This window comes from Lichenicoccus roseus (genome assembly GCF_005844085.1).
Lineage (GTDB): Bacteria > Pseudomonadota > Alphaproteobacteria > Acetobacterales > Acetobacteraceae > Lichenicoccus > Lichenicoccus roseus.
Genome location: NZ_VCDI01000005.1, coordinates 143,526 through 169,490 on the forward strand (window position 1 = coordinate 143,526; position 25,965 = coordinate 169,490).

The 25,965-nt window shown below is 67.9% G+C and carries 19 protein-coding genes and 1 pseudogene; 2 read left to right on the top strand and 18 right to left on the bottom strand.

What is annotated here, in order from left to right:
- Positions 1–4 precede the first annotated feature (4 nt).
- Positions 5–187: a Flp family type IVb pilin gene (locus FE263_RS14860; protein WP_138326815.1), complete on the top strand. Its 183-nt coding sequence runs from the start codon at positions 5–7 to the stop codon at positions 185–187.
- A 207-nt stretch (positions 188–394) separates the two neighbouring features.
- A complete protein-coding gene (locus tag FE263_RS14865; RefSeq protein WP_138326816.1) occupies positions 395–4,756 on the top strand; it encodes a chemotaxis protein CheB in 4,362 nt (1,453 codons plus the stop codon).
- Here FE263_RS14865 and FE263_RS14870 read toward each other — a convergent pair.
- From FE263_RS14870 to FE263_RS14955, 18 genes and pseudogenes are all read right to left on the bottom strand, one after another.
- A complete protein-coding gene (locus FE263_RS14870) occupies positions 4,738–6,786 on the bottom strand; it encodes an AsmA family protein (protein WP_240759739.1) in 2,049 nt (682 codons plus the stop codon). The two genes, FE263_RS14865 and FE263_RS14870, sit on opposite strands and share 19 nt — an antisense overlap.
- A gap of 125 nt (positions 6,787–6,911) precedes the next feature.
- A complete protein-coding gene (locus tag FE263_RS14875; RefSeq protein ID WP_171034123.1) occupies positions 6,912–7,391 on the bottom strand; it encodes a CBS domain-containing protein in 480 nt (159 codons plus the stop codon).
- A gap of 260 nt (positions 7,392–7,651) precedes the next feature.
- Positions 7,652–9,076: pseudogene (locus FE263_RS14880) on the bottom strand (NADH-quinone oxidoreductase subunit N); the annotation flags it as partial.
- Positions 9,073–10,587, bottom strand: a complete 1,515-nt coding sequence (locus tag FE263_RS14885; protein WP_138326820.1) for a complex I subunit 4 family protein — start codon at positions 10,585–10,587, stop codon at positions 9,073–9,075. The pseudogene FE263_RS14880 and the gene FE263_RS14885, both read right to left, overlap by 4 nt.
- A complete protein-coding gene (gene nuoL, locus FE263_RS14890) occupies positions 10,584–12,446 on the bottom strand; it encodes an NADH-quinone oxidoreductase subunit L (protein ID WP_138326821.1) in 1,863 nt (620 codons plus the stop codon). The genes FE263_RS14885 and nuoL overlap by 4 nt, the downstream gene beginning before the upstream one ends.
- Positions 12,447–12,452: 6 nt before the next feature.
- Positions 12,453–12,761 carry an NADH-quinone oxidoreductase subunit NuoK gene (gene nuoK / locus FE263_RS14895; RefSeq protein WP_138326822.1) on the bottom strand — a complete coding sequence of 103 codons (309 nt, stop codon included), beginning with the start codon at positions 12,759–12,761 and terminating at the stop codon, positions 12,453–12,455.
- Positions 12,762–12,763: 2 nt separating this feature from the next.
- Entirely contained in the window at positions 12,764–13,264 is a 501-nt protein-coding gene (gene nuoJ, locus FE263_RS14900) for an NADH-quinone oxidoreductase subunit J (protein ID WP_138326823.1), read from the bottom strand.
- The gene (gene nuoI, locus FE263_RS14905) at positions 13,261–13,773 is read right to left on the bottom strand and encodes an NADH-quinone oxidoreductase subunit NuoI (protein ID WP_138326824.1); all 513 of its coding nucleotides are present in this window, start codon (positions 13,771–13,773) and stop codon (positions 13,261–13,263) included. The genes nuoJ and nuoI overlap by 4 nt, the downstream gene beginning before the upstream one ends.
- 9 nt (positions 13,774–13,782) lie before the next feature.
- Positions 13,783–14,745, bottom strand: a complete 963-nt coding sequence (nuoH, locus tag FE263_RS14910) for an NADH-quinone oxidoreductase subunit NuoH (protein ID WP_138326825.1) — start codon at positions 14,743–14,745, stop codon at positions 13,783–13,785.
- Positions 14,742–17,429, bottom strand: a complete 2,688-nt coding sequence (nuoG, locus tag FE263_RS14915) for an NADH-quinone oxidoreductase subunit NuoG (protein WP_138326826.1) — start codon at positions 17,427–17,429, stop codon at positions 14,742–14,744. Before nuoG ends, nuoH begins: the two co-directional genes overlap by 4 nt.
- The gene (nuoF, locus tag FE263_RS14920; protein WP_138326827.1) at positions 17,429–18,718 is read right to left on the bottom strand and encodes an NADH-quinone oxidoreductase subunit NuoF; all 1,290 of its coding nucleotides are present in this window, start codon (positions 18,716–18,718) and stop codon (positions 17,429–17,431) included. Before nuoF ends, nuoG begins: the two co-directional genes overlap by 1 nt.
- Complete coding sequence (nuoE, locus tag FE263_RS14925) at positions 18,715–19,218, bottom strand: NADH-quinone oxidoreductase subunit NuoE (protein WP_138326828.1); 504 nt, start codon at positions 19,216–19,218, stop codon at positions 18,715–18,717. The genes nuoF and nuoE overlap by 4 nt, the downstream gene beginning before the upstream one ends.
- The gene (gene nuoC, locus FE263_RS14930) at positions 19,205–20,971 is read right to left on the bottom strand and encodes an NADH-quinone oxidoreductase subunit C/D (protein ID WP_138326829.1); all 1,767 of its coding nucleotides are present in this window, start codon (positions 20,969–20,971) and stop codon (positions 19,205–19,207) included. The genes nuoE and nuoC overlap by 14 nt, the downstream gene beginning before the upstream one ends.
- Before the next feature lie 12 nt (positions 20,972–20,983).
- The gene (locus FE263_RS14935) at positions 20,984–21,640 is read right to left on the bottom strand and encodes an NADH-quinone oxidoreductase subunit B (RefSeq protein ID WP_138326830.1); all 657 of its coding nucleotides are present in this window, start codon (positions 21,638–21,640) and stop codon (positions 20,984–20,986) included.
- A gap of 4 nt (positions 21,641–21,644) precedes the next feature.
- Positions 21,645–22,061, bottom strand: a complete 417-nt coding sequence (locus FE263_RS14940; protein WP_240759655.1) for an NADH-quinone oxidoreductase subunit A — start codon at positions 22,059–22,061, stop codon at positions 21,645–21,647.
- Between the two features lie 141 nt (positions 22,062–22,202).
- Positions 22,203–23,183, bottom strand: coding sequence for a Gfo/Idh/MocA family protein (locus FE263_RS14945; RefSeq protein WP_138326832.1), 981 nt, complete (start codon positions 23,181–23,183; stop codon positions 22,203–22,205).
- Positions 23,180–24,157 carry an MDR/zinc-dependent alcohol dehydrogenase-like family protein gene (locus FE263_RS14950; protein WP_205880395.1) on the bottom strand — a complete coding sequence of 326 codons (978 nt, stop codon included), beginning with the start codon at positions 24,155–24,157 and terminating at the stop codon, positions 23,180–23,182. The genes FE263_RS14945 and FE263_RS14950 overlap by 4 nt, the downstream gene beginning before the upstream one ends.
- Positions 24,158–24,228: 71 nt before the next feature.
- Positions 24,229–25,932: a long-chain-fatty-acid--CoA ligase gene (locus FE263_RS14955; protein ID WP_138326833.1), complete on the bottom strand. Its 1,704-nt coding sequence runs from the start codon at positions 25,930–25,932 to the stop codon at positions 24,229–24,231.
- Positions 25,933–25,965: the final 33 nt, after the last annotated feature.

Consider the following 25,965-nt stretch of genomic DNA (forward strand, 5'->3'; position numbering starts at 1 on the left):
CATGATGCTGGCCCACTGGATGGCGGTTCTTGTCCGCCTCAAGCAGGATCGGCGTGCCGTGACCGCGCTCGAATACGCGCTCATCGCCGGCCTCATCGCCCTGGTGATCGTATCGGCGGTCACATCGGTGGGCACCAAGGTGGGAGGCGTGTTCCTCAAGGCCGCCAGCTCGGTCGCCTCCGCCTGACGGCCAGGCGGCGTTATTCCGCCGCTATTCCTTGATTGTCGCGCGATCGTAAAGGTCGATAGTTCCTGATACGGTGTTCCAGCGCGAACGCCGCGTGCGGGAATTGTCACCATGGCGACAGGGCATAGGCCTCGGCTCGGCGAAAGACAGATCGATCCGGCTGAACCGGCCCAGGACCGCCCGGCACCTGGCGGCAAGGCCCCCGGAATGACGGTGATCGGCATCGGCGCCTCGGCCGGTGGACTGGACGCCTGCCGCAAGCTGGTAGCCAGCCTCGGTGACGGGCACCAGTTCGCCGCCATCCTGGTCCAGCATCTGGACCCCGCGCACGAGAGCATGATGGTCGAGCTGCTGGCGCCGCACACCGGCATGACGGTGCGGCTCGCGGCCAGCGGCATGCCGATCGAGCCCGGCACGCTCTACGTCATCCCGCCGGGGACTTATCTTACCGTCGCGAACGGCGCCCTGCGGGTGGCGCAGCCGCAGGCGCTGCAGAAGGCGAGGCTGCCGTTCGATGTCCTGCTGCTTTCGCTGGCGCAGGAGTTCGGCCGCCGCGCCGCCTGCATCGTGCTGTCCGGTTCCGGCGCCGACGGCACCATCGGGCTCAAGGCGATCCGCCAGCATGACGGCCTCGTGCTGGTGCAGGATCCCAAGCAGGCCGACTACGACGGCATGCCGCGCAGCGCGATCGCCACCGGCCAGGTCGATGCCGTGCTGCCCGTGGAACGCATGGCTGCGGCGCTGCGGATGCCGCACGGCGATGCGGTGTCGGACGATCCCGAACCCGAGTCCGAGGCAGCCCCGGCGGCCGGGACCGCGGACGCGGGCGCGCTGGCCGGCATCATCGAGACGCTGCGCACGACGACCTCGCACGACTTCAGGATGTACAAGCGTGGGACGCTGCTCCGCCGCATCCAGCGCCGCATGGCGATGGCCGCCATCGAGCCGGGCGATATCGAGAATTACAATTCCCTGCTCGATCGCAGCCGCGAGGAGCGCGACCTGCTTGCACGCGACCTGCTGATCAACGTGACCGGCTTCTTCCGGGATCCCGCGGTGTTCGAGTTCCTGGGCGGCCAGGTACTGCCCGACATGGTGCGCGCCCATCCGCCGGCGCTGCCGTTGCGCATCTGGGTTGCGGGATGCAGCACCGGCGAGGAGACGTACTCGCTGGCGATCCTGTTCAGCGAAGCGATGGCGGCAGCCGGGCTCGAGCTGAAGCTGCAGCTGTTCGCCTCCGACGTCGATGCGGACGCGATCGCAACCGCGCGCGAAGGCCTCTATTCAGACAGCATCGAGGCCGCGGTTTCGCCGCAGCGGCTCGAAGCCTTCTTTATTCGCGAAGAGCATAGCTACCGGATCAAGCCGGAACTACGCGCGGTCGTGGTGTTCACCGTGCAGGATCTGCTGGCGGACCCGCCCTTCTCGCGGCTGGATTTCATCTCCTGCCGCAACCTGCTCATCTATCTGGTGCCGGAAGCGCAGGCGAAGGTGCTGCGGCTGTTCCATTTCGCGCTGCGGCCCGGCGGCCTGCTGCTGCTCGGCAGCTCTGAGAATGCCGGCATGATCAGCGGCCGGTTCGAGCCCATCTCGCAGGCGCAACGGATCTATCGCCATATCGGTCGCAGTCCGCCCGGCGAGCTGGTGTCCGCCCTGCGCGGCGGCGATCCCCCCCGGGCGCTTGCGTTCGGCAGGCCGGGACCGGCGCTGTCACGGCAGGCCGCCTTTGCCGAACTGTGCCGCCAGCTGGTCACCGAGAACTACGCGCCGGCTGCCGTGCTGATCAACAACCGCAACGAATGCCTGCATTTCCTCGGGCCCACCGATCACTACCTGCAGGTGGCGCCGGGCCGGCCGACGCACGACCTGCTGGCGATGGCGCGGGTGTCGATGCGTGGGCGGCTGCGTACCGCCATCCACCAGGCCACCGACCGCAACACCAACGTCGTCGTGCGCGGCGGCAAGGTGACGCGCGACGGGCAGGATTTCGCCTTCAACATCGCGGTCCGGCCGGTCGAGCAGGATGGCGAGAAGCTGCTGCTGGTCTGCTTCGTCAACGATCCGGCCACCGGCCGCAAACCCGAGCATCCGGACCTGGCGACTGTGGCGCCGCGTATCGCCGAACTCGAACTCGAGCTGGAGGCAACCCGCAACGAGTTGCAGACGGCGCTCGAGAGCCTGGAGGCGTCGAGCGACGAACAGAAGGCGATCAACGACGAGGCGTTGTCGTTCAACGAGGAATACCAGTCCACCAACGAGGAGCTGGTCACTTCGAAGGAGGAGCTGCAGGCGCTCAACGAGGAGCTGGTGGCGCTCAACGGACAGCTGCAGGACACGCTGGAGAAGCAGCGCACCACGTCGAACGACCTGCAGAACATCCTCTACAGCACCGACATGGCGACGCTGTTCCTCGATACCGACCTCAACATCCGGTTCTTCACGCCGGCGACGCGGGCCTTGTTCAAGCTGATCCCCGGCGACGTCGGGCGTCCGCTCGCCGACCTCACCTCGCTATCGCTGGATGGCGACCTGCTGGCCGATGCCCGGACCATGCTGACCCGGCCGACACCGGTCGAACGCGAGATCGAGGCGCAGAACGGGACCTGGTACTTGCGGCGCATCCTGCCGTACTACACCCATGACAGCCTGGTCGGCGGCGTGGTGGTGACCTTCGTCGATGTCTCCGACCGCAAGCGCGCCAAGCATGCGCTGGAGCTTGCCAAGCAGGTCGCAGAGAACGCCAACGCCGCCAAGTCGCGCTTCCTCACCGCCGTCACCCACGATCTGCGCCAGCCGCTGCAGACGCTGACCCTGGTCCAGGGCCTGCTGGCGAAGCGCGTGCACGATGCGGCGGCGGGCAAGCTGGTGGCGATGCTGGAGCCCACCATCGGCGCGATGTCCGGGATGCTGAACAGCCTGCTGGATATCAACCAGATCGACACCGGAATTGTCCAGCCGGCTGTATCCGATTTTCCGATCGCCGCCCTGCTCGGCAGTCTCGACGAAGAGTTCCAGTACCACGCCGAGGCCAAGGGACTGACGCTGCGGGTGATCCCGTGCAGCCTGCGGATCCGTTCGGATCGACGCATGCTGGAGCAGATGATCCGCAACCTGATGACCAATGCCATCAAGTATACGCGCCACGGCAAGATCCTGGTTGGTTGCCGCCGCCATGGCGAGACCCTTAGCATCGAGGTTCGCGATACCGGCATCGGCATACCGGAGGACCAGATCGGGGCCATCTTCGCCGAATATCACCAGGTCGATAATCCGGCGCGAGAGCGTAGCCGCGGCCTGGGCCTGGGGCTTTCCATCGTCCAGCGCCTCGGCGACCTGCTGGGCCACGGCATACGGGTGCGCTCCACCCCGGGAGCCGGATCGATGTTCTCGATCGATGTGGCGCTGGCCCCGCCCTCGGCGGATGCGCCCGACGGCGGAACGACGCCGCACCTGCCAGCCGGCGGCGATCCGGCGCCCGACACGGCCGTGACCGCCGATCCCGCAACCGGCTCGATCCTCATCGTCGAGGACGATCCGGAGCTGCGCCATCTGCTCGAGATGCTGCTCGCGGAGGACGCCCATCGGGTCATGAGTGCCGCGGACGGCGTGCTGGCCCTGGACCTGATCAGGCGTGGCAGGATCGACCCGGACCTGGTCCTGGCCGACTACAACCTCCCGAACGGCGTGGATGGCCTGACCGTGACGGCACAGTTGCGCGAGCGGCTGCACCGCCGGATCCCGGCCATCATCCTCACCGGCGACATCTCGCCTCGAACCCTGGAGGACATCGCGGCGGCCGGCTGCCTGCCGCTCAGCAAGCCGATCAAGGCGCGCGACCTGACCGAGGCGATCGCGCGGATGCTGCGCCAGGCCCCGAATGCGCCCCCTGCTCCGCAGGCCCCGATGGCAAAACCCGCGGTCGTGGCCAGGCAAGCGCAGGCGGATCCGGTATTCATCATCGATGACGACCGCAACGTGAGGGATGCGATCGTGCGCGTGCTGAGCACGCAGGGGTATGCGGTCGCCGCCTACGCGACCAGCGAAGCGTTCCTCGACGAGTACAGGGCCGGCACCGGCGCCTGTCTGCTGGTGGATGCCGTCCTGCCCGGCATGCAGGGGCTCGACCTGCTGCACCAGCTGGCGCGAGACGGAAACCTGATGCCCTCGATCATGATCACCGGCAACGGCGACGTGCCGATGGCTGTCGAGGCCATGAAGGCTGGCGCCAGCGACTTCATCGAGAAGCCGATCAGCGAGGCGGAGCTGCTCGCCAGCGTGGCGCGCGCACTGGAGAACTCGCAGGATGACGGCAAGCTGCGCGGCTGGCAGCGCGACGCTGCCAGCCTGCTGGCCAGCCTGACGCGCCGCGAACGCGAGGTGATGGAGATGGTGCTTGCCGGTCACCCGAGCAAGAATATCGCCGCCGATCTCGCCATCAGCCAGCGCACTGTGGAGAACCATCGCGCGTCCATCATGAAGAAGACCTCGTCGAAATCGGTGCCGGCACTGGCGCGGCTGGCGATGACGGCCGGTATCCGCACCCGGACCGGTCAACCCGCCTTGCGTTGAGGTCCGTGGCGGCGGTGGACCGGCACCGCTGCCGGTGGCGGGGCGGCCGGGGCAGCCTCGGTCTTCTGCAGGGCGTCGGTGCAGGCACCCTCGCCGACCCCGAGCTGTATCGTCGGAAGAATCGCCAGGGGCACCAGCAGCACGCCTAGCCCGACAGCGGCACCGGCCCGCGCCACAACCTCGGCGCCAGGCCTGATGCTCGGACTGCCGAGCTTTCCGGTGACGTTGATCGGTCCGGGCAGCGATCCGATGCTGAAATGGGAGGATCGGGTGGTCAGCGAGTAGTCCAGCGTCTGGTTCTTGAGGTCGATGGTGCCGCGGCCGATGCTGCGTGCCTCACTGGTCTGCAGCAGGAACGTCTTCATCGACAGGATGCCGTCGTGGAGAGGCATGTCGGCGATGAAGCAGCGCAGGCTGGCGCGGTTCGGCAGGCCGAGTGCGGAGAGAATGGCGTTGCCCACCTCCAGGCCGGCGATGTCGTGCAGCAGCGCGCTGATATCGCCATTGCCGGAAATGACCATGGTCACGCCGCCGTTGCCGTTGCCGAGCATGCTGGCGACCGACGATCCGGTGGTGGTGATATCCGCCTGGCCGCCGAGCACTCCGTCACCATGGAAGGCGTGCGTCGCCTGCAGGATCCGCGACAGGTCGACATGACGGAACTTCACATCGGCCTTGGTGCGCAGATCCTCGCCGCTCGGCTGCAGGTCGAGATTGGAATCGATGCTGCCGGTGCCGACCTTGAAGTCGAGCGGATGCAGCGTGATGTGGCCGTCGACGATGTCCATCGCGACGACGATGTTATCGAGCGGAACATACTTGTTCTCGATATGCTCGCCCCGGTAGGTCAGGTGCACGTTGGCGGCACGCAGCTTCGGGACGCTGAACTTCTGGTCCGGCAGGATATTGCCGCTGGTCTTCGAGGCGGCGATTTCCTGCTTCTGCTGGACATTCCCGGTCTTCGCGGTACCCGGCGTGCCGCCGATGAAGCCGGCGAGGTCGTTGAGATCTACCCGCTGCGAGGACAGGTCGGCCTTGATGTCGGGCACCTTGCTCTGCGCGTCGCCGGCAATGCGCCCTTCGAGATCGCTTGACCCGACGGTGCCGTGGAACTTGTCGAACACGATGCGGCGGTTCTGGTAGTCGAGGTTGCCGGTCACCTTGAAGGGCGGCGTGTGCGGGATCGGCACGCCGGTCAGCGGCAGCAGCAGCGCCATGTCCGGGCCTGTGAAGACCAGCTTGAGGCGCGCGCCACCGAAGGTGAGCGGCTGGTCGATCTCGCCCTCCAGGCTGACGTGCGTCGGGCCATTGGCGACGTGCAGGTCGACCGGATACGGCCGGCCGCGGTCCTGCAGGGTGAGCAGCGCGCCACCGATGAATCGTCCGGTGATCGGCTGGTGCGCGTAGGTGCCGTCCGCGGTCACCACGATGTGGCCACCATCGGGATCGCGATATCCGGCGGTGTGCACCTGCAGGTTCATGTCGGTGCGCAGCTTCGGATCGACCACATGCACGTGGCCGTCGTGGATGCGCAGCAGGCCCAGCCTGGGCGGCTTGCTGGCGCTGGACGAGGACGAACCCGACTGGCTCTTCATCGTCCAGTTCGCGCTGCCGTCCTGATGCGCCAGCGCATCGATGACCGGGTGGTCGACATTGATCAGCGGGATGTCGATCACCTGGTTGCGGATATAGCTCATCACCGCGACGCTGATGCCGAGATGGTCGATCTGCGCCAGCGGCTGGTCGGCGGGGAAACCCTCCGGGTTGTCGACGCGCACGCCGTCCGCGGTCACCACGGTGGTGCGCCCGAGGCGGACATGCAGATGCTGCATGGTGACCTTGTGGCCGAGCGCCGAGGAAGCGCGGCTGTCGACCAGGGGAATGAACCAGTCCCAATCCCATAGGGCGACCAGCAGGATGATGGCGACCGCGAAGACGCCCAGGATCCATGGCCAGATCCGTCGGCGGCGTGGCCTGCCAGCGCCGGACGAGCCTGACGCGCGGTTGTTCCCGGAAGCCGTCTGATCCACTGCCAAGCCACCTGATCCCTGGGAACCTCAGCCCTGCATAACGGACCGCAACACGGACGGTTCCGGCGGCAGGCTGCGGAGGGCAGGTCGAGGCAAGGCGCGGCGGCGGGAGGCGGCGGGCGTGCTCAGTCCAGGGCGTGGCGGGGCAGGCCCGGCTCCTCGGTCGGATCCGACTGCATGACGTAGGCCCGCATCGCCTCGACGGCGGACTCGCTCTCCTCGATGCGGTACTTCACCACGTCGCCGATGCTGACCATGCCGACCAGGGCCTCGTCCTCCAGGACCGGGATGTGGCGGTGCCGATGGATCGTCATGAGTTGCACGGCCTTCAGCGAGCTGTCGTCCGGCGACAGGCTGGGAACGTTCCTGGCCATGACGTCACCCACCTTGACGTCGACCACGTCGTCATGATGTTCCGACACCCCGCGCACGATGTCCCGCTCGGAGACGAGGCCGATCGGCCTGCCGTCCCGGTCGACCACCACGGCGGCCCCGATATGGTGCAGCACCAGCGTGTCGGCGACGGTCAGCAGAGACGCGTCGGCGGTCACGGTAACCGCACCCCAGCCCTTGCGGCTGAGAATGTTGCGAAGCGGAATAGACATGTTGCCTCCTTTGTTGCGAGACTTTGCCATGGCCAGTCTGCATTAAGGCGGCCGGCGCATGGGCGGCTCGATTTCTTGCCATCATAGTTCATCAGCAAGTAGAACGTTACGGTTTTTATTTGCCGCCTAGCAGCATGCGCACGGTGGCGATTTGCGCATGCTTACGCCTGGCAAGCCTGATGTCAGCGCAACCCCGCCACCGAGACGGGTGCCGCCGGAGATGCGGCAACCATCGGCGGCGATGGCGCACGCGGATTGGCGAGCCGGATCGGTGCGATCAGCGAGGCCGGCTGCAGTCCGAGCACCACCACGAGTATGGCAAGTGCGCCGATGGTGATGGCGCCGCTCGCCCGCACGCGTGGGAACCTCGCCTGCACGCCCGCCGCCACCGGCTGCGCCATCACCACCACGACGCGCAGATAGTAGAACAGGCCGATGATGCTGCCGATCACCAGCGCCGCCAGCGGCAGCGTGAGCGCGCTGCCGACGCCGGCGGTCATCACATACGCCTTGGCGATGAAGCCCATGGTCGGCGGGATGCCGGCCAGCGACACCAGCATCAGGGTGAGGATGCCGGCGAGCCATGGGCGTCGCCAGAACAGGCCGCGGTAGGATTCCAGCTCCGCGCAATCGGCACCGGCAGCCGGGTCGGACAGCAGGCCGATGACGCCGAAGGCGCCCAGCGTGGTGACGGCGTAGGCGGCCAGATAGTAGCTCGACGCCTCGATACCGAAGGTCTCCGGCGCCAGGAACGCGACCAGCAGGTAGCCGAGATGCGCGATCGACGAGTACGCGAGCAGGCGCTTGAGGTTGTTCTGGCCCAGCGCGAGGAGGTTGCCGAGCAGCATGGACAGGATGGCGAACAGCGCGATGGCCTGGAATGCGGCGTGATCCGCATGTCCGGGACCGGCGACGAAATAGCGCATCAGCACGGTGAAGACTGAAAGTTTCGAGACCACGGCGACGAAGGCGCCGACCGGCGCCGGCGCGCCGTCATAGACATCGGGCGCCCACATGTGGAACGGCACGATCGAGAGCTTGTAGCCGATGCCGGTGAGGATCAGCGCCGATGCCGCCATCCGGTAGATGCCGATGCCCTGCGTCGAACTTGCCTTGGCTGCGGCCAGGGAGAAGGACAGGGTGCCCTGGTCCGCGTACAGCAGCGCGATGCCGAACAGCAGGAACGCCGACGAGGTGCCGGCGAGCACGAGGTACTTCATCGCCGCCTCGGTCGCGTCCGGGCGGTGGCGCGAATAGGCGATCAGGCCGAGCAGCGCGACGCTGAGCGTCTCCAGGCCAAGGAAGAAGGTCACGAAGTGGTCGCTCGCCAGCATCGCCACCGCGCCGAGCGTCGCCACCAGCAGGAGGAGATAATATTCGTCCGCCGGGCTGCTGCGTATCGCGGAGACATAGCCGTACGACAGCAGCAGCACGGCGAGCGCAGAGAGCAGCACCAGGGCGGCGGCGAACACGAAATAGCCGTCGATCAGGAACAATGGCGCCACCCGCATCGGCACCACGCGCGCCGCCGGCAGCAGGGCGAGCAGCGCCGCCACCATGACGGCGCCGGTGGTCAGCGCCGCGAGGAAATTCGAGCGCCGGATCGCGATCCCGGTCATCACCACGACGGTCCCCGCCGACAGCACCAGCAGCGGCAGCAGGGCGACGACGCCGAACGGGTTCATGGCTGGTCCTGACGGCTGGCCAGATGCAGGAGTGGGGCGGCCCTGGCGGAGAGCGGTCCGAGATGCAGCAGCGAGGGTGACGCCATGTCGATCACCGGTTGCGGATAGACGCCGAGCGCCACGATGGCGACGATCATTGCCGCCATCGTGACCCGGTGGCGGCCGGACAGCTCGCCCATCACCGCCTGCGGGTTGGCCGGGCCGAGCAGGGCGCGGGCGACCAGCAGCAGGGCGTAGACCGCCGCCATCACCAGCCCGACCGCACCAAGCACCGCGGCCGGCGGGCTGACCCGCCAGGTGCCGAGCAGGGTGAGGAACTCGCCGACGAAATTGCCGAGGCCGGGCAGCCCGAGCGAAGCGATGGCGAAGAACAGGAACACCGCCGAGAAACGCGGCGCGCCGTGCCACAGGCCGCCAAGGTGGCGCAGGTCGCGGGTGTGCAGCCGGTCCTGCACGGAACCCACCAGGATGAACAGCGCGCCGGTGCTGATACCGTGCGCGATCATCTGGATCACCGCGCCCTGCAGGGCGAGCGTGTTCCAGGCGAAGATGCCGAGCAGCACGAAGCCGAGATGGCTGACGCTGCTGTACGCGACCAGGCGCTTCATGTCGGTCTGGCCGATCGCCAGCACCGCGCCGTACAGGATGCCGAGCACGCCGAGGGCGAGTGCGATCGGCGTGAAGCGGTGGGCGGCGTCGGGGAACAGCGGAATGGTGAAGCGAATCAGCCCGTACGCGCCGGTCTTGAGCAGGATGCCGGCGAGCAGCACGCTGCCGGCGGTCGGCGCCTGGGTGTGGGTGTCGGGCAGCCAGCTATGGAACGGCACCACCGGCAGCTTGACCGCGAAGGCGATGAAGAAGCCGAGCATCAGCAGCATGCCGGTGCCGGACGACATCGGGGTGTGCAGCAGCTTGAAGTAGTCGAAGGTGAATTCGCCGGTCGATTGCCGGTGCACGAAGGCGAGGGCGAAGATCGCCAGCAGCATCAGCAGGCCGCTGCCCTGGGTGAACAGGAAGAACTTGATCGCCGCATGCACCCGGCGCTCGTGCCCCCAGATCGCCACCAGGAAATACATCGGGACCAGCATGATCTCCCAGAAGAAGAAGAACAGGAACAGGTCGGTCGCCAGGAACACGCCGATGATGCCGGCGGTGGTCGCCAGCAGGCAGACATGGAAGAAGCCGACATGCGCCGTCACCTCGCGCCAGGAGATCGCCACGCTGGCGAGTGTGAGGGCCAATGTCAGCCAGAGCAGCAGCAGGCTGAGCCCGTCCATGTCGAGGCGCAGCGAGATGCCGAGCTGCGGGATCCACGGCGCGTCGAAATGCGCCAGCCAGCCGGGTGCGAGGCCGATGGCAGGCACCGGGCGGGTCAGCTCGGCGAGGATCAGGGCGTCGAGCAACAGGGCTCCGACAGTCACCCGGCGCGGCCAGTTGGCGCGCGTGCGGCCGCCGAGGCAGGCGACCAGTGCCGCCAGCAGCGGGATGACGATCAGCGCCGGCAGCATCATGACAGCACCGCGATCGCAAGTGCGGCGACCGAGCCGGCGGCGAGCCAGCCGGCATACCAGCGCACGCGTCCGTTCTCGCTGAGGCTGAGGCCGGCATGGGTCCGCTGCGCGAGCTTGCCGAGGCCCTCGTAGAAGCTGTCGACGATGTCGTGATGGTTCACGCGCACCAGCCACATCAGCGGCTGCACGATCATGCGGTCATAGGCGCGGTCGAAATCCCAGCCGCGTAGCAGCAGCCCGGTGAACTGGGTCTCGAAGCGGCTGGCGAGGCCGCCGCCATACCAGCGCCAGGCCAACGCGATCCCCGCCAGCGGCACAAGGGACGCCAGCACAAGCGGCAACAACGCCAGCGCGCCCTCGTGCGATGCGGACCCGAAAACGCCGCCGAGGATGCCCGGCATTATGGCAATACCCCCGAGCAGTGCCGGGGTCTGCAACCCGCCGCCGACGACCGCGAGGATTGCCAGCACACCGAGCGGCACGCCGATGCGCCAGCCGGTGACGCCGTGCGGATGGCGATGCTGCTCGCCGAGGAAGACGATGAACAGCAGCCGAAAGATATACAGCGCGGTCAGGAATGCGCCGACCACGCCGGCACACCATAGCAGGCGCCCGGACGGCCCGGAATCCCAGGCACCACCGAGGATCGCCTCCTTGCTGTAGAACCCGGCGGTGACCAGCGGCAACGCAGCCAGCGACGCGCTGCCGATTGCGAAGACCACGAAAACCCCGGGCATAGCGGTGCGCAGGCCGCCCATGCGGGTGATGTCCTGCTCGTGGTGCATGCGCAGGATCACGGCGCCGGCAGCCAGGAACAGCAGCGCCTTGAAGAAGGCGTGCGTGACCAGGTGGAAGATAGCGGCATCCCACGCGCCGACGCCGAGGGCCAGGAACATATAGCCGATCTGGCTGATGGTGGAATACGCCAGCACCCGCTTGATATCGGTCTGCACCAGCGCGCTTGCGCCCGACAGCAGCAACGTGGCGGCGCCGATCAGCCCGGTCACCAGCAAGGCGTCGGGCGCCAGTGCAAACAGCACGTGCGTGCGCGCGATCAGGTAGACGCCGGCGGTCACCATGGTGGCGGCATGGATCAATGCCGACACCGGCGTCGGACCCGCCATCGCGTCCACCAGCCAGGTCTGCAGCGGCAACTGCGCCGATTTGCCGAGCGCGCCGCCGAGCAGCAGGAACGCGGCGAGCGTCGGCATCGCTGTCCCGATCGGCCAGCTTGTCGTGGCGTGCTGCATCAGCGACGGGATGCTCAGCGTGCCGAAGCTGGTCGCCAGCAGGAACAATCCGCTGATCAGCGCGGTGTCGCCAACGCGGGTGACGATGAACGCCTTGCGCGCGGCGCGGCCATTGGCGGGATCGTCGTACCAGAAGCCGATCAGCAGATAGCTGCACAGGCCGACCCCTTCCCAGCCGACATAGAGCAGCAGGAGGTCGTTCGCGAGCACCAGCGTCAGCATCGCGGCGACGAACAAATTCATGCAGGCGAAGAAGCGCGCGTAGCCGGGATCGCCGTCGAGATAGGCCGATGCATAGAGGTGGATCAGGAACCCGATGACGGTGATGACCAGCATCATCACCAGCGAGAGCCCATCGAGATGCAGCGTGACGTCGGGCGCGAAGTCGCCGATGCGCATCCAGTGCCAGAGCGTCACGTCGAACGGCTGCACCGCCCATCCGGCACCGATCTGCGCAACTGCGATCCGGCACGCGAGCAAGGCGGACAACGCCACCGACCCGACGCCAAGGATGCGCACGCCGTTGGTGCCGATGCGCGTCGCGGCCAGCATGAGCAGCACCGCCGCCAGCAAGGGCAGCGCGGGCACCAGGGCGAGAAGCTGCTGCATGGCGGGCTATCCCTTCAGCCGGTTGCCGACATCGGAATCCAGCGTCGGCCGCCTGGTCTGCAGCAGCAGGATCAGCGCCAGCCCGACCGAGATCTCGGCCGCCGCCAGGGTCAGCACGAGGAGGAACATCACCTGCCCGTCCGCCTGGCCCCAGCGCGCGCCGCCGGCGACGAAGGCGAGGCCGGTGGCGTTCAGCATGACCTCGATCGACATCAGCATGAAGATCAGGTTGCGGCGTATCAGCACGCCGGCGAGGCCAAGGCCGAACAGGATGGCGGCGAGCAGGATGGCGTTGGCGGGTGCGACGGCGCCCATGCTCAGCCTCCCCGCCCGCTGTCGCGGCCAAGATGGTAGGCACTGATCAGCCCGGCCAGCAGCAGCAGCGAGGCGAGCTCGACTGCCAGCAGATACGGGCCGAACAGGGCGAGCCCGACCTGCACCGGACCCACCTCCCGGGCCGCCACGATGGTGCCGTGCCCGGCGATGCCGGCATACAGCAGTTCGCCGGCCAGTACGGCGGAGAGCAGCGCCGGGCCGGCCCAGACGCGCGGCGTCAGCCACGTGTTCTCGCGGTCGGCGTCGTCGCGGTCGAGATTGAGCATCATCACCACGAACACGAACAGGATCATGATGGCGCCGGCATAGATGATGACTTCCAGTGCGGCGGCGAACGCGGCACCCAGCGTGAAGAACACCGTCGCCACCGCCAGCAGCGACACCACGAGATAAAGCAGCGCGTGCACGGCGACGGTGCGCGTCACCACCATGGTGGTGGAGATCACCGCGACGATGGCGGCCAGCGTGAACAGCGCGTTCATGGCAGCAGGCCGTGGATGTCGACCGGCGGATCCTCGCGCTCAGCCTCGCCCTTGTCCTTGCCGGGCACCGCCATGCCGGCGACGCGATAGAAGTTATAGTCCGGGTATTTCCCGGTGCCGCTGATCAGCAGATCCTCTTTCTCGTAGACGAGGTTCGGGCGCTCGTACTCGCTCATCTCGTAGTCGGGCGTGAGCTGGATGGCGTAGGTCGGGCACGCCTCCTCGCACAGGCCGCAGAAGATGCAGCGGGAGAAGTTGATGCGGAAATATTCCGGATACCAGCGACCCTGGTCCTCGGTCTTCTGCAGGCTGATACAATCGACCGGGCAAACCGCCGCGCATAGATTGCACGAGACGCAGCGCTCGGCGCCGTCCGGATCGCGCGACAGGATGATGCGGGCGCGATACCGCGGCGCCATGTACGGCTTGGTCTCGGGATAGCCCACCGTCTCGCTGCGGTGGAACAGGTGCAGGAACGTCAGCCAGAGCGTGCGCACGTTGCTGAGCATGGGAAATACCTAGCCGGTCGGGGAGAACAGCAGGATCGCCGCCCCGGTGACGGCGACATTGAGCAGGCAGACGGGGAGCAGCACCTTCCAGCCGAACATCATCAGCTGGTCGTAGCGCGGACGTGGGAGTGCGGCGCGCAGCAGGATGAAGAAGCAGATGGTGAGGCCGGTCTTGAGCAGGAACCACACCACCGGCGGCAGCACCGGGCCGAGCCAGCCGCCGAGGAACAGCGTGGTGATCATCGAGGCGATCAGCACGATGCCGGCATATTCCGCGATGAAGAACATGCCGAACTTCATGCCGGAATATTCCGTGTGGAAACCGGCGCCCAGTTCGTTCTCGCCTTCCGGCAGATCGAACGGCAGCCGGTGCGTCTCGGCGATGCCGGCCAGCAGGAATGTCACGAAGCCCAGGAACTGCGGCACGATGAACCACATCCGGCCCTGCGCCATGACGATGTCGACCAGGCTGAAGGAGTGCGCCAGCATCACCGTGCCGAGCAGCGACAGGCCCATGAAGACCTCGTAGCTGACCATCTGCGCCGCCGCCCGCATGCCGCCGAGCAGCGCGAACTTGTTGTTCGACGCCCAGCCGCCGAGCACCACGCTGTAGACGCCCAGCGAGGTCATCGCCAGGAAGAACAGGATGCCGACATTGAGATGGCCGGCGACGCTCCAGCCCGCTGTGACCGGGATCACCGCGAAGCCGAGCAGCACCGTTGCCATGCCGGCGGCGGGGGCCAGGATGAACACGCCACGATCGGCGAACGGCGGGATCCAGTCCTGCTTGAACAGCAGCTTCACCCCGTCGGCCACCGCCTGCAGCGTGCCGAACGGCCCGACACGGTTGGGGCCGGCGCGATCCTGCCAGAATCCGAGCAGCCGGCGCTCGACCCAGGTCAGCCCGGCCGCGGCGCTCAGCATGGCGGCGAGGCTGACGACGATCTCCAGGATGCCGAAGCCGAGGGTCATGGCGCGGCCGTTTCGGCCCATTGCGGGTCGGCGAAGCCCGGGAACGGATGCGCGTGCGCCGGGAATAGTGCGACCCCCTCAGGAATGGCCGGGTCCGCCACCACCGCGACCGCATGCACGGCGCCGGTCAGGCTGAGCATCGTCGTGGCGCCAAGCGCCTGACGCATGGCGGGCGACACCGACAGCGCCGCCGGCTCGATACGCGGCTTCGCGGCGGGCGCGCGGTCGCTCAGCTCCTCGGAGCCGATCAGCCGCCCCTTCGGCAGCACCATCAGCGCATCGACACGCGGCTGGAAGGCGCCGGGGATGGCGTCGTGGTAGCGCCACGGCACCGGGTCGCCATCGAGCAGCCGTATCCCGGGATCGCCGCCGCGCAACGGGCCCCCGACCTCGTCCTGGAACTTGTTGAGCGACTGGCCGGAGTTCCATGACGGCGCCCAGAAATAAGGCCGCAGCGCCGCCGGCATCTCGCCGTAATAGCCCTCCATGGTGGTGCTGAGCGGCCCGTCGATATTGGCTTCCGGCTTGGCGTCGCGCACGCTGACATTGGCGTGGATCGCGGTGCGGCCGCTGAACCGGTGCGTCTCGCTGCGGATCGGCGAGCCGGCGATGCGGAACCCGGCATCGGGCGCCGCGCCGCGCATGGCCGTCAGCGCCGGGTGCGCCGCGCAGAGATCGGCGATGACCTCGTCCAGGTGCTGCCAATCCAGGTCATGACGGTGTGCAGCCTTTGCGCCGTCGCGCAGCCAGCGCCAGGCATCCTGCACGGGTGCTACCGGGAAACTCACCTGGAAGAAGCGCTGCGCCCGTCCCTCGTGGCTGACCAGGGTGCCGTCGGTCTCGGCGAAGGTTGCCGTCGGCAGCACCAGTTCGGCCACCTGGGTGGTGGCGCTGGCCAGATGGTCGAGTGCCACGACGTGACGGGCCCGCGCCAGGGCATGCAGCAGCCGCGCCTGCGGCACCCGCCGGAACAGGTCGTTCTCCAGCACCACCACGGTCGCGACCATCCCGGCCTCGAGTGCCTCCATCGCCGCATCGAGCGGCTCGCCGCCGAGCAGCGCCAGCCCCATGCTGTTGCACTCGGCGACGGTCAGCATCAGCCTTGTTTCCGGCCGGGTCCGGTGCAGTGCCGCCGCGATGTTTGCCGCCGCCTGCAGCACCGGGGCCGAGCCGCACTGGCCACCGCTGACCACCAGTGGCCGCGTCGCCGCCAGCAGCGCATCGGCGATCGCCCTGGCCTGCCCCGCCATCGCCTCGGCCAGGTCGACCACCTGAGGCGAGGCCGGATCGATGCAATGCGCGACCGCGAAGCCCAGGCGCGCGATATCCTCGGGCGCCAGGCGCAGGTTGGCGACGGCGATGGGATCGAGGTCGGTCGCCGCCGGCGTCGCCTGGAACAGGGGCGAGCGCGCATCGGTGCCGAGGCTGCGCACCGCGGCATCCAGCCAGAGCGGAATGCGTGCCTGCGCCGCCGCCTCGAACGAGGCCTGCCGCACCGACTGGCGCAGCGCGAGCCCGATGCGTGGCGCCGTCTTGCTGACATCCTCGCCGAGCACCAGCACGGCGTCGGCCTGCTCCGCCTGGTGCAGGGTGGCGATGCGTGCCGGCGACACACGCAGGATGTCGCGTGTCAGCGTGAGCAGGTCGTGCTCGATGCCGGATACCCCGAGGTGGAAGTTCTGCGCTCCCACCAGGGTGCGCAGGGCGAAGTTGGCCTCCAGCGAGGCGCGCGGCGAGCCGATGCCGATCACCGGGCCGGTCGACAACGCTTCGCCGAACAGGGCCAACGCCGCCGCCATGCTGGTCGCCTGCAGGCTGCCGTCGGAAGCCCGCAGCAGCGGCGCGCGCAGGCGGCTCGCGGCGTTGACGAAGCCGGTGCCGAACCGGCCACGGTCGCACAGGAAGTAGCGGTTGACCTCGCCGTTGTAGCGGTTCAGCACCCGGCGCAGGCTGCCGTCGCGCTCGTTCAGGATGGTGTTGCAGCCGACCGCGCAATGCACGCACACCGACGGTGCGCCGCGCATGTCCCACTTACGGACGTAGCGGCTGGAGAACGGCTTGTCGGTGAACACGCCGGTCGGGCAGACCTCGACCAGGTTGCCGCTGAAGTCGCTCTCCAGCGTGCCGCTCTCGGCGCGGCCAAAATAGACGCTGTTGTGCGAGGCGAATGCGGCCAGGTCCTCGCCGCCGGCATAATCGCGATAGAACCGCACGCAGCGATAGCAGGCGATGCAGCGATTCATCTCGTGCTTCACGAATGGCCCGAGATCCTGGTTGCGATGGGTGCGCTTCCTGAAGCGGTAGCGGCGCGCGTGATGCCCGGTCATCACCGTCATGTCCTGCAGGTGGCACTCGCCGCCTTCCTCGCAGACCGGACAATCGTGCGGGTGGTTGGTCATCAGCCACTCCACCACGCTGGAGCGGAAATCGAGCGACTCCGCATCCCTGGTCGAGAGGATCGCACCGTCCGTCACCGGCGTCATGCACGCCATGACGATGCGGCCGCGCGTGTCGTCCGGGCCGCTATACTGCTTGACGGCGCATTGCCGGCATGCGCCGACCGAGCCCAGGTCCGGGTGCCAGCAGAAATACGGCAGGTCGGTTCCCGCCGACAGGCAGGCCTGCAGCAGGTTGGTGTCGGCCCGTGCCGCGAACGGCTGACCGTCGATATGGATGGTCGCCATCAGTGCAATCCCCCCGCCGGCCACGGACAGCGATGCTGGTGCACGTGCTGCGCGAACTCCTCGCGGAATTTCTGCAACCCGCTGCCGAGCGGCGCCATCGCCCCCGGCGCATGCGCGCAAAACGTCTTGCCCATGCCGAGCAGTCCGACATGGCGCTGGAGCTGCGCCAGATCCTCGTCCTCGCCGTCACCCTCCTCGAGCGCCTGCAGCATGCGCTCGACCCAGGGCAAACCGTCGCGGCAAGGCGTGCACCAGCCGCAGGATTCCTGCGCAAAGAAATGTTCGAGGTTGCGTATCATGCCGACCGGGCAGGCGCGGTCGTCGAGAACGATCGCGGTTCCGGTGCCGAGCCGGCTGCCGGCCTTCTCGACCGAGCCGTAATCCATCGGGATATCGAGCTGGTCGGCGCCGAGGAACGCCGTCGAGGCGCCGCCCGGCAGCAGGGCACGCAGCCGGTATCCCTCCTGCATGCCGCCCGCATGCTCCTCGAGGATTTCCCGGAGTGGCGTGCCGATCGGTAATTCCCAGGCGCCGGGCCGGCGTACCCGGCCACTCATGCCGTACAGCTTGGTACCGCCATCCGGACCGATGCCAAGGCCCTTGAACCACTCGGGACCGTTGTTCACGATGTGCGGCACGTTGCACAGCGTCTCGACGTTGTTCACTACGCTGGGCGCGCCCCACAATCCGCTCACCTGCGGGAATGGCGGCTTGCTGCGCGGCAGCGCACGCCGGCCTTCCAGCGCGGTCAGCAGGGCGGTCTCCTCGCCGCATATATAGCGGCCGGCACTGGCATGCAGGTGCAAAGACAGCGCATAACCGGCGCCGAGGATATCGGTGCCGAGATAGCCCGCCGCCGTCGCCTCGCCGATCGCCTGTGTCAGCCGCGCGATGGCGAGCTTGTACTCGCCGCGTACGAAGATGTAGGCATCCGTCGCCTGCAGCGCATAGGCGCTGACGACCACCGCCTCGACCAGCTGGTGCGGATCGCCCTCCAGCAGCAGCCGGTCCTTGAAGGTGCCCGGCTCCATCTCGTCGGCATTGGCGACCAGATAGCGGCGCTGACCGGGCTTCGGCTTCGGCACGAAGCTCCATTTCTGGCCGGTGCCGAAGCCGGCGCCGCCACGCCCGCGCAGCCCCGACTTCGTCACGTCGCCGACCACCTCCTCCGGCGTCATGTGCAGCAGCGCCCGGCGCATCGCCTGGTAGCCGCCCGCCCGCTCGTAGGCCTCGCGATCCGGCGGAGGTGCGCCGGGCCGGATCCTGCCGGTGAGCGGGCGCTCGGTCATCCTGCCGCCTCCAGGATCGCGTCGAGTTTCTGCGTGTCGACATCGCCATGCAGCGCGTCGCCCAGCATCAGCGCCGGCGCGTGGTCGCAATGTCCCAGGCACACCGTCGGCAGCAGGGTCACGTCGCCGTCCGGCGTAGTCTGGCCCGGCCGGATGCCGAGGCGGGCGCTTAGATGCGCCTCCAGCCGCTCGCGTCCCATCAGCCAGCACGACACGCTGTCGCAGAGCAGCAGCACCCGCCGCCCCACCGGCCGCCGGAAGATCAGGTTGAAATAGGTGGCGACCCCGTCCAGGTCGGCCGCCGACATGCCGAGCAGGCCGGCCACCTCGCGCAAATGGGCGTCGCTGACCCAGCGGAACTCACGCTGCACGCGTTGCAGCGCCTCGATGCAGGCCGCACGCGGATGCGCCTCGTGCTGGCCGAGGAGGCGGATCTCCTCGCGCAGCGCGTCCGGCAGCGTCTCGCTCGCGCTGTCGGCCAGGGTTTCAGCGGTCGACATCGGCCATCACGAAATCGATGCTGCCGATGATGGCGATCAGGTCGGCGATATAGGTCCCCCGGCTGATCAGCGGGATCATCTGCAGGTGCGCGAACGACGGCGTGCGGATGCGGGTTCGATACGACATCGTGCCGCCGTCGCTGACCAGGTAGTAGCTGTTCAGCCCCTTGGTCGCCTCCACGCAGGCGCGCGCCTCGCCGGCCGGGATCACCGGACCCCAGCTTACATTGAGGAAATGGGTGATCAGCGTCTCGATGTCGTGCATCGTTTTTGCACGCGGTGGCGGCGTGGTGAGCGGATGGTCGGCCTTGACCGGGCCACCCGGCATCTGGTCCAGGCATTGCCGGATGATACGCAGGCTCTGGCGCATTTCGGCGATATGAACCACCACGCGGTCGTAGCAGTCGCCCTTCTGTGCCACCGGGATGTCGAACTCGAGCTGGTCGTAGCAGGAATACGGATGCCGGCGGCGATAGTCCCAGTCCAGCCCGCAGGCACGCAGGCCGGGACCGGTAATGCCCCACTCGATTGCCTCGTCCAGCGAGTAGGCGCCGACGCCGACCGTGCGCGCCTTGAACAGCCGGTTGCGCATGACGAGCTTCTCGTATTCGTCGAGCCGCTTCGGCAGATAGTCGAGGAAGCTGCGGATCAGCGTGTCCCAGCCCTGCGGCAGGTCGGCGGCGACCCCACCGATGCGAAACCAGGCCGGATGCATGCGAAAGCCGCAGATCGCCTCGATGATCTCGAAAACCCGCTCGCGATCGGTGAACATGTAGAACACCGGCGAGAGCTGCCCGACGTCCTGCGACATGGTGCCGTAGAACACCAGGTGGCTGGCGAGCCGGAACAATTCCGCCAGCATCACCCTAATCATCTCGGCGCGCGGCGGCACGGTGATGCCGGCGAGCTGCTCGACCGCCATGACGTACGGGAAGTTGTTCATCACCCCGCCGAGATAGTCGATGCGGTCGGTGTACGGGATGTAGCTGTGCCAGGACTGCCGCTCGCCCATCTTCTCGGCGCCGCGATGATGGAAGCCGATATCCGGCACCGCCTCGACGATCTCCTCGCCCTCGAGCTGCAGCACGATGCGGAACACGCCGTGCACGCTGGGATGGTTCGGACCCAGGTTGAGGAACATGAAGTCGCTGTTGGCGCTGCGACGCTGCATCCCCCAGGCCTCGGGGTTGAAGCGCAACGCCTCCTGCTCGGCGAACTCGCGATCCTCGGTGAGGTCGTACGGCTTCATCTCGGTGGCGCGCGCGTAATGGTCCTTGCGCAACGGATGCGTGGTCCAGGTCGGCGGCGTCAGGATGCGGCGCAGGTCCGGATGGCCGCTGAAATGGATGCCGAACAGGTCGAAGATCTCGCGCTCGTACCAGTTCGCGTTCGGCCAGATATCCACCATGCTCGGCATCGTCAGCGACGCCATCAGCAGCGCCACCTTGATACGCACCTCGCGATGTGGCGCCTTCGAGGCACGGTCGAACTGCATCAGGTGGTAGACGATGGTGAAGTCGGAGTCCGGCTGGCCCGCCCGGTGCGTGCGCTGCCGCTCGTCGATGGCGGTGATGTCGAACAGCATCATGCGCGTCGGCGCCGAACGCTTGAGCCTGGTCAGCACGTCGCCCGCGGTCTCCCGCGAGACCCATAGCGTCTCGACATCGTCCCGCACCTCCTGGACCGGTGCCGGGGCAGATCCTGCCGGCCTGACCTTCGGGATGCTCTCGGAGCGCACGACGGTCTGGTCCATCGTCGCGATCCCTCAGATGGTGTCGGGTGAACGCAGAGTGCGCATGGCCTGGCGTTCCGGCCGCTTCAGGTCGCGCTGGCTGGGACGCGGGACACGCTCGACACCCTGGTCGCCCACGGTCCAGCTCAGCGGCCGCCTCTCCTTGCCGATCTGGCTCTGCAGCAGCATCAGGCCTTCCAGCAGTGCGTCCGGTCGCGGCGGACAGCCGGGCACGTAGACATCGACCGGCAGGAAGCTGTCGGCGCCCTGCACCACGCTGTAGATATCGTACATGCCGCCCGAATTGGCGCACGCACCCATCGAGATCACCCAGCGCGGCTCCAGCATCTGGTCGTAGAGATGCCTGATCACCGGTGCCATCTTCACGAAGCAGGTGCCGGAGATGACGATCAGGTCGGCCTCGCGCGGCGTCGCCCGCAGCACTTCCGAGCCGAAGCGCGCGATGTCGTACTTGCTGGTGAAGGCGGTCGCCATCTCCACGTAGCAGCAGGACAGGCCGAAATTGAACGGCCACACCGAATTGGCACGCCCCCAGGAGACGAAATCCTGCAGCTTGCCCATCACCAGGTTCTTCTGCAGCGTCTCGGTAAAGCTCGCCGATCGCGGGGCCGCCCGCTCCAGGGTATTCGGGCGGGAAGTGGAATCCGGTGTGGTCAGTGACCAGCGCATGCGCTCAGCTCCGTCCCATGTCGATGCGTCCGGTGTCGGTTCGTTCGCGCCGCTGCATGCCGGCACGGTAGGGTCGTGGTCCCCATTCCAGCGCGCCGACGCGCCAGAGATACGCGAATGCCACCAACAGCACGGCCAGGAACACCATCATGCAGCCATAGCCGGCCCAGCCGGCCTGCCGCACCACCAGCGCCCAGGCGAAAATGAAGACCGCTTCCATGTCGAAGATCACGAAGAACATCGCGATCACGTAGTACTGCACCGGTAGTCGCAGCCGTGCGCCGGTCACCGGCAACACACCAGACTCGAACGGCAGCCGCATCGAGCGGCCGTCGCGCACGCCGCCCAGCACGGACGACAGACCAATCATGAGCGCGACCAGGGCGATCGTGGCGCAGATGTAGAGACCCAGGACGAGCATGTCGGATTGACCCAACATGACGAAACCCCGCTTACTCCGGACTATGCCGGTAGGCTCGAATACTTTCCGCCTAAACAACCATAATCAGTATTCGCCGGTAATAAAAGACTCTGTTTTGTGGTGCGTTGCAATAAAACGATTTCAACGTTCGTAGATGTGGTCCAGCACGTCGGCGACCGCCACCAGCTCCGCCGATGCGGGATCGTACCGGTCGCCGGCGGCGAGACGCACCGCCCAGGTCGCGGCAGCCCGGCCGCCCCATGCATCCGGCGGCGCCGACAGCGTCTCGCGGGACGTGCCGCGATAGCGCTCGGCGACGAAGTCGTAGAACGAGCCATCGACGTTGCGCAGAGCGACGCCACCCTCGGTGCCGTAGAAGGCGGCCGCGATCACCGCGTCCTGGCCGGCCTGCAGGCGCCAGGAGCACGCCAGCCGCACCGACGCCCCGTTCGCGAGGCGCAGCGTGGCGGTGGCGAAATCCTCCACCTCCGACGGTGCACGCTGCAGCCTGCGGCCGCATGCGAACAGTTCGCTGGCGACCTCGGCGACCTCCGGAAAATCCAGCGCCCAAAGCGCCAGGTCCACCAGGTGCACGCCGAGGTCCATCACGCAGCCGCCGCCCGACAGCGCCGGATCGTAGAACCACGGCTTGTCCGGCCCGTAGGCGTTATGGAAGGTGAGGTCGACGCAGTAGATCGTCCCGAGCGACGCGGACCGCACGATGTCGCGTATCTGCCGCATGCCGTCGGTGTGCCGGTAGGACAGGTCGACGCCGAGCAGCCGGTCGGCCTCCTGCGCCGCCTGCACCACCGCCCGCACTTCCGCGCCCGTGCGTCCGAGCGGCTTCTGGCAGAACACGGCGACGCCGCACTCCAGGGCCTGGATCGACTGCATCGCGTGCAGCGCGCTCGGGGTTGCGATCACCACCCCGTCGATGCCGGCCGCGATCAGCCCATCCAGGTCGGCCACCAGGGCAGCACCCGGGGCCAGCGCCAGTGCCCCCGCGGCCATCTCCGGCGACGGCTCGGCGATGGCGACCGCCTCGGCGCAACCGGTCTGCAGGATCGCCTGCATGCGATGGCGGCCGATCCAGCCGGTGCCGAGGAAGCCGAGCCGGATCATCGGAACAGCACCAGCGCCTTGAGGAACCCGTCCGGCCGGTCGCGGGTGGCGTCCAGCGCCTCGCCCAGCCGTTCCAGCGTGTAGCGGTGGGTGTAGAGCGGCGACGGGTCGAGCCGGCCGCTGGCGACCAGCTCGACCGCCTCCCGCACGCCGCGCCGGTAGATCGCCGGATCGCGCTCGTGGGCGTTGATCACGTCCAGCCCCCGCCAGTTCCAGAGCTGCATGTTGACCTGGCGCGGGCCATCCTGGTGGTAGCCGGCGACCACCAGCCGGCCACGCTCCCGGGTCAGCTCGCCGGCGAGGTCGAGCGGCCACTGCTTGCCGACCGCCTCGATGACGCGATCGCAGTGTCGGCCGCCGGTGAGCGCCGACACACGCGCGATGATGGCGTGGTGGTCGTCCATCGCGATGGTCTCGGCGGCGCCCATCGCGCGCGCCAGATCGAGCGAGAATGCCCGGCGCGAGATGGCGATCACCCGGGCGCCGGCGTCGGTGGCGAGCCGGGTCAGGATGGCGCCGAGAAAGCCGATCCCGATGATGGCGACGGTCTGCCCGGCGGCGATCTCCGCCCGTCCGAGGATGTTCATCGCGCAGCCGAGCGGCTCGCCCGGGAACGGCATGCCGTCCAGCGCCGGTGGCAACCGGACGATCTCGTCCGCCCCTGCCACGTCGAATTCGGCATAGCTGTGCTGGGAGAGGGTCGCCACGCGGTCGCCGGCCGCGATCCCGATCACGCCCTCGCCCAGCGCCTCGACGACGCCCCAGCCCTCGTGGCCGAGCGCGCCGGGTGCGGTCGGGAACTGCATCCAGTCCGGTCCGGACCACGGCCCGAGGTTGGAGGCGCATACGCCGCAGCCTTCCAGCCGTATGGCCACCTGGCCCGGCCCCGGCGACGGCGGCGGCACGCGGTCGATGCGCAGGGCGCCCGCACCGGTCAGGACGGCCGCACGCATCGTGGTCGCATGATCCGCCATCGCCGTTCCAGCCATTCCCAAACCGCCCGATGTTGTAGGCCGGGTGAGATATCCCGGCGGGACGGCGGCGACTAGGCGACGCGCTCCCCGGAGACGGCTTGCGGCGAAACGCGCGCGGCCTCCTCGGCGACCAGCTCCTTCTTGGACAGCTTGCCCACCATGGTATGCGGCAGTTCGTCGCGGATCTCGATCTCGCGCGGCATCTCGATCCTAGAGAGCAGCGGCCCGAGATGCGCGAACAGAAGCTGCACGTTCGCGTCCGCGTCCGGCCGCAGCACCACGAACGCTTTCGGCGCCTCGCCACGATGCGCGTCCGGCACGCCGATCACGGTCGTTTCCAGCACATCGGGATGGGAGTAGAGTGCTTCCTCGATGGCGCGCGGATACACGTTGTAGCCGCTGCACAGGATCAGGTCCTTGATGCGGTCGACCAGGAACAGGTAGCCGTCCTCGTCGAGATAGCCGACATCGCCGGTGCGCAGTGCGCCGTCGATCATGGTCGAGGCGGTCTCCTCCGGACGTTGCCAGTAGCCCTGCATCACCTGTGGGCCGCGCGCGCACACCTCGCCCCGCTCGCCGGCGCCTAGAATGCGCGTGGGGTCCTCGAGGTCGCGGATCTCGATGACGGTATTCTCGAGCGGCAGCCCGGCGGAGCCCGGCTTGCCGGCGCCGAGCGGGTTGCAGGTCAGCACCGGGGAGGCCTCGCTGAGGCCGTAGCCCTCCACCACGTGGCAGCCGGTCAGCGCCTCGAAGCGCTGCTTCACCTCGGCCGGCAGCGGCGCGCCACCGGAGACGCAGGTCCGGATCGACTGCATGGCGCGTTTCTGCTTGCGCGGACCTCCCTCGACCGCGTTGCTGATCGCGCCGTACAGCGTCGGCACTGCCGGGAACATGGTCGGGTGGGTGCGCCGGATGGTGCGCAGCAGCGACTTCATCTCGAAACGCGGCAGCAGGATCATCTCGGCGCCGGTCGCCACGGCGAAATTCAGCACCGAGGTCAGCGCGAAGACATGGAACAGCGGCAGCACGCCGAGTACCCGCACATCCCCCGCGCGCAATTCGTCGCAGCCGACCACCAGCAGCTCCTGCGCGCTGTTCGCGGTCAGGTTGGCGTGGGTGAGCGACGCCCCCTTCGGCGTTCCGGTGGTTCCGCCGGTATATTGCAGCAGCGCCACGTCTTGCGGGTCGGACGTCACCGCCAGCGGCTGGCCAGCATTGGCGATCAGGCGCGCAAACGGCACGTGCAGGCTGTTCGAGCCGGCTCGCACCAGGTCGCGCCGCCTGGCGACGCGGAACAGCCGTCCCTTCAGCCACGGCATGGCGTCCGCCAGCGAGCACAGGATCACCCGGCGCAGGTCGGTGCGCGCCGCCACCGCGACCACCTTGTCGTGGATTGCGGCGACGTCCGGGACGACCATCATGACGGTGCCGGAGTCCAGCATCTGCCGGCACAGTTCCGGGTCGGAATAGAGCGGGTTGTAGTTCACCACGACGCCGCCCGCCTTCATCACCGCAAAATAGAAGATGACGAAGTAGGGCGAGTTCGGCAGGCACAGGCCGACCCGCTCGCCCGGCTTGAGGCCGAGTTCCTGCAGGCCGAGCGCCGCGCGGTCGACCAGCGCGGCCAACGTGCGGTACGTGATCCGGCGACCGAGGAACTCGACGGCGCTGCGCTGCGGATGCGCCCGGGCGGTTTCCTCGAGCATGTCCGGCACCAGCCGCACGGGCAGCGGCGCCCCGGGTGGTCGCGCCGCCAGTTCGTCCAGAAGCACCATGCCGTCCCGCCCGGAAATTTTTTTGATCGCAGT

Excerpts from the sequence above, each read along its gene's own strand:
- FE263_RS14875 (WP_171034123.1), bottom strand. The coding sequence starts at position 7,391 with ATGTCTATTCCGCTTCGCAACATTCTCAGCCGCAAGGGCTGGGGTGCG.
- FE263_RS14865 (WP_138326816.1), top strand. The coding sequence starts at position 395 with ATGACGGTGATCGGCATCGGCGCCTCGGCCGGTGGACTGGACGCCTGC.
- nuoH (WP_138326825.1), bottom strand. The coding sequence starts at position 14,745 with ATGACCCTCGGCTTCGGCATCCTGGAGATCGTCGTCAGCCTCGCCGCC.
- nuoI (WP_138326824.1), bottom strand. The coding sequence starts at position 13,773 with ATGCTCAGCAACGTGCGCACGCTCTGGCTGACGTTCCTGCACCTGTTC.
- FE263_RS14940 (WP_240759655.1), bottom strand. The coding sequence starts at position 22,061 with ATGCTCGTCCTGGGTCTCTACATCTGCGCCACGATCGCCCTGGTCGCG.
- FE263_RS14950 (WP_205880395.1), bottom strand. The coding sequence starts at position 24,157 with ATGGCGGATCATGCGACCACGATGCGTGCGGCCGTCCTGACCGGTGCG.
- nuoE (WP_138326828.1), bottom strand. The coding sequence starts at position 19,218 with ATGTCGACCGCTGAAACCCTGGCCGACAGCGCGAGCGAGACGCTGCCG.
- nuoC (WP_138326829.1), bottom strand. The coding sequence starts at position 20,971 with ATGGACCAGACCGTCGTGCGCTCCGAGAGCATCCCGAAGGTCAGGCCG.
- FE263_RS14955 (WP_138326833.1), bottom strand. The coding sequence starts at position 25,932 with ATGGTGCTTCTGGACGAACTGGCGGCGCGACCACCCGGGGCGCCGCTG.
- nuoJ (WP_138326823.1), bottom strand. The coding sequence starts at position 13,264 with ATGAACGCGCTGTTCACGCTGGCCGCCATCGTCGCGGTGATCTCCACC.
- FE263_RS14935 (WP_138326830.1), bottom strand. The coding sequence starts at position 21,640 with ATGCGCTGGTCACTGACCACACCGGATTCCACTTCCCGCCCGAATACC.
- FE263_RS14860 (WP_138326815.1), top strand. The coding sequence starts at position 5 with ATGCTGGCCCACTGGATGGCGGTTCTTGTCCGCCTCAAGCAGGATCGG.
- FE263_RS14945 (WP_138326832.1), bottom strand. The coding sequence starts at position 23,183 with ATGATCCGGCTCGGCTTCCTCGGCACCGGCTGGATCGGCCGCCATCGC.
- nuoG (WP_138326826.1), bottom strand. The coding sequence starts at position 17,429 with ATGGCGACCATCCATATCGACGGTCAGCCGTTCGCGGCACGGGCCGAC.
- nuoL (WP_138326821.1), bottom strand. The coding sequence starts at position 12,446 with ATGCAGCAGCTTCTCGCCCTGGTGCCCGCGCTGCCCTTGCTGGCGGCG.
- nuoF (WP_138326827.1), bottom strand. The coding sequence starts at position 18,718 with ATGACCGAGCGCCCGCTCACCGGCAGGATCCGGCCCGGCGCACCTCCG.
- nuoK (WP_138326822.1), bottom strand. The coding sequence starts at position 12,761 with ATGGGCGCCGTCGCACCCGCCAACGCCATCCTGCTCGCCGCCATCCTG.
- FE263_RS14885 (WP_138326820.1), bottom strand. The coding sequence starts at position 10,587 with ATGATGCTGCCGGCGCTGATCGTCATCCCGCTGCTGGCGGCACTGGTC.